The sequence below is a fragment of the Vibrio sp. B181a genome (assembly GCF_030248375.1).
Classification (GTDB): domain Bacteria; phylum Pseudomonadota; class Gammaproteobacteria; order Enterobacterales; family Vibrionaceae; genus Vibrio; species Vibrio campbellii.
Genome location: NZ_JAHGAD010000062.1, coordinates 1 through 3,129, shown reverse-complemented (window position 1 = coordinate 3,129; position 3,129 = coordinate 1). Strand labels below are relative to the sequence as shown.

The following is a 3,129-nucleotide window of genomic DNA, read 5'->3' as shown; positions in this document are numbered from 1 at the left end:
AAAAGACATTATTCGAAATTCGCCTCATCGTTTGTGATTGCCGACGTCATCAATGGTACACCGCTTTGGTTTACCTCATCGCCGCCGCGTTGTTGTTGCCCTTCCTTATCTGACGCGGAAAAATCGTCCAAAAGGCAAGCAGATGACAAAATGGGGTCTATGGTTTAAGAGATAAACCAAAAACACAAAGAGGATCAGGATGAACACTTTTCGTTTACTTTTACTGAGCATGAGCGTGGCCTTAATAGGCTGCCAAGATGAAAAACCACAAGAGGCCTCTGTTGATGAGGCACCCTTAGAAATAGAAGCCGACTCGACATTACAAGAAGCGCCGCTTGTGGCGGCAATTGACGAGGCAGAACTGGTTTCAAACGAACAGCCATCTAACCAAGAGGCTTGGAGTGGAACATTCACCGGTACATTGCCTTGCGCCGATTGCCCAGGGATTGATACCACGTTGGTCTTAAGCGACGACAATACTTACACACTAGAGCAGCACTATCAGGAAAAAGGGGAAGCCCCGATCCGGACAGAAGGCTTGCTGTCTTGGAATGACACTGGTGATACCGTCACGTTGCTCGGTGAGCATGCCCCAAATCAGTATCATTTTAGTGACATGATGCTGACGAAGCTCGATATGAATGGAGAGAAGATCACCGGTGATTTGGCCGAACTTTATCAATTGAGTAAGCAAGAGTAAGAGTAGTTATCACTTGTGCTCGACAAGAACAAGACCGAGCGCCACGCTCGGTCTTTTAGGCTGTCGATTATATCGCTGAGTAATGAGGCGCCCATTTTCCACTTTATAGGTGAGTTTAAACCCTGGAGTGTAGCCGTATTTACGCTTGATTAAATCATGAAGTGAGTGCGCCTTTGCAATCTTTTGTCGATAGGTTGCCCATACACAGAGTGTAGTCATCTTTTTCTCCCAGCCATCTTTGTCTAAGGCAGTCTATCAACATAGCTCGTTGGCTTATGTAAGCACCGTGTGAAACTTGTTTATTAACAACTAGGCATGAAAGATTCAAAAAACGTTCAATAGTATCATTGATATTAGGAGCCATAATTTCGCTAGACCTTACAGGGCATAGCCTGAAAGCTAAGTTTGGACTTTCTGCTGAAATGGGCTGCCCCCACTAGAAGTGAGACTGCGCATGATTGACTCAATACTTAAACACAAAACGCCAGCTTATTGCTGGCGTTTTGCTCTGGGATTTTTTGACCGCAATGTATAAATCAAAAAAAATGGAGCAGGATAACACAAAGATTGAAAATAATCTTAATTAGAAAAATTATTTTTTCGCCTATTCTAATTGAGATTTTTCTATCGCCCTTTTGCTAGCGTGTTGACGTGTTTTTATTGTCAGGAGAGACGTTATGCAAACGCGCTGGCTTATGTGTTCGTTAGCGGGAGTATTGGTGGGGTGTCAAACGCCCCCTGAGCCCGTTTCGGCGCCGCCACCTTTAAATGTCCGCATCGCACCCGACTTGTCGGCGCAGCCAGCGGTCTACACCTCACGTTATGTCACCGAGCGCCCGGCGGGTGCGAACATGACCGATATTCTAGGCGTGCCTGTTGAGGCCAGATTGCCGGTCATGAGCAAAATGAGCGTCAAGGACGGCATGGAGTTTTTGCTGTCAGGCAGTGGCGTGTCACTGAGAACCCCAACCTCTTACGCTGAATCTGAGCTTTACGCTCAGCCCCTGCCATTAGGTCAGACCGATATGGGGCACATGAGTCTGCGTCAAGCCCTGCAAGTGATGGGCGGGCAAGCGTTTGTGCTTGAAGAAGATGTAGTACGCCGTGAAGTCGGCTTTCGCCTCAAGTACGGCTACGTTTGGCAGGCACCAAAAGCGGTCAAGGGGTGGTCTGCCTCCGCGCATCGCTCGCCAACACCTCAGTCCGCGAAGCCATCTATAGAGTCATCAGCGTCCGCCATTATGATGACGCCGCAGCTGAAGCAATCCTTAGCCGCGTCATCGCAGCAAGCCATGTTGGCGCAAAGCGACGACTTGTTTGGTGGGGGAGCGAGCACTCAACCTTCCCGCGCGAAGGCGTCAGGTTCGAAGGTTGCCACTGCAACTCGCACTACACCGGTGAAAAAAGCGCAGGTGGCGTATCGCGTTCACGCTGGCGAGAGTTATCGCAGCGCGTTAACCCGCTGGGCCTATAAAGATGGCAACCGTCACTTGGCCTTTGCGCAAGACGAAGCGTTTTTGGATGTATTGGAAGAAAAAGCCGCGCAAGACTTTGTCAAAACCGGCTCACTAGCACGAGCCGTCGCCGCGCTGTCTGCCTCACAAGCGTCGTTGTCGTCATTAACCCTGTACCCAAAGCCGTCTCTTAACCTGGTTGCGTTTCACCCTTGGAGAGGCGAGCGCGTGACAACGTTGATGGTCACCGGAAAGACCTTGCAAGCCGCCGTGAAATCGACCACGGAGCACTATGACTGGCACTGGGATACCGATGCGTCTTGGACCGTGGACGATTACCCATTTTCTGCGTACCCGTTGGTGACGCGTGAAGGCGACATCAGCGCTGCCATGAGCACCTTGCTTAAGCCTTACCCACTCAAAGCGCAGCGCCTTGATGCAACCAAAACGCTGTATATCAAGGAGGCGATGCCACTATGATGACTTTTCCTATCAAACCGCTTTTTGCGATTGCGCTGACGTTGTCGTTGCTGGGCTGTGAAGCGCTGGGGCTTAACGAATACGACAAGCGCAATCAAGAGTCGGACGCTGTGCTCGCTCGTATTGAGGAAAGCCGCTCGGACTCACCCGCCAAAGTCGAGCGCATCGAGCAGCCGCCAGTGCGCCTTTCGCCCATCACTCGTCAAACTGAGACCGATTATTTATCAAAGACGGTGCGTCTGAGTACGCCATCGTCTGGCTTGCCGCTTAACATGGTGCTGTCCGATGTGCTGTCGCCATTTGATAAACACGCGTGGTTCGGTGCCGGCATCAATCCAAATGCTCGCGTGCAGTTAGACCGAAATGGGCGTGTGTCCGATTTACTCAATGACATTGAGCGCCAGCTGCAGGTGGGCTTTACCCCATCTGGCGATACCTTGAAGGTGGAGCGCTTTGTCTCTCGCACTTTTGAGCTGGAATTGCCGCCTGGCATGA

3 protein-coding genes are annotated in these 3,129 nt (G+C 50.8%); all 3 read left to right on the top strand.

Features of this window, described 5'->3' with window-relative positions; all coding sequences use genetic code 11:
- The first annotated feature begins 199 nt into the window (after window positions 1-199).
- Complete coding sequence (locus tag KIO97_RS21885; protein ID WP_050568454.1) at window positions 200-700, top strand: copper resistance protein NlpE; 501 nt, start codon at window positions 200-202, stop codon at window positions 698-700.
- A 677-nt stretch (window positions 701-1,377) separates the two neighbouring features.
- Window positions 1,378-2,634 (top strand): hypothetical protein, encoded by a 1,257-nt coding sequence (locus tag KIO97_RS21880; protein ID WP_285383945.1) that lies wholly within the window; start codon window positions 1,378-1,380, stop codon window positions 2,632-2,634.
- Window positions 2,631-3,129: hypothetical protein (locus KIO97_RS21875; RefSeq protein ID WP_373417332.1), on the top strand; the 499-nt coding region annotated here is incomplete at its 3' end. The genes KIO97_RS21880 and KIO97_RS21875, both read left to right, overlap by 4 nt.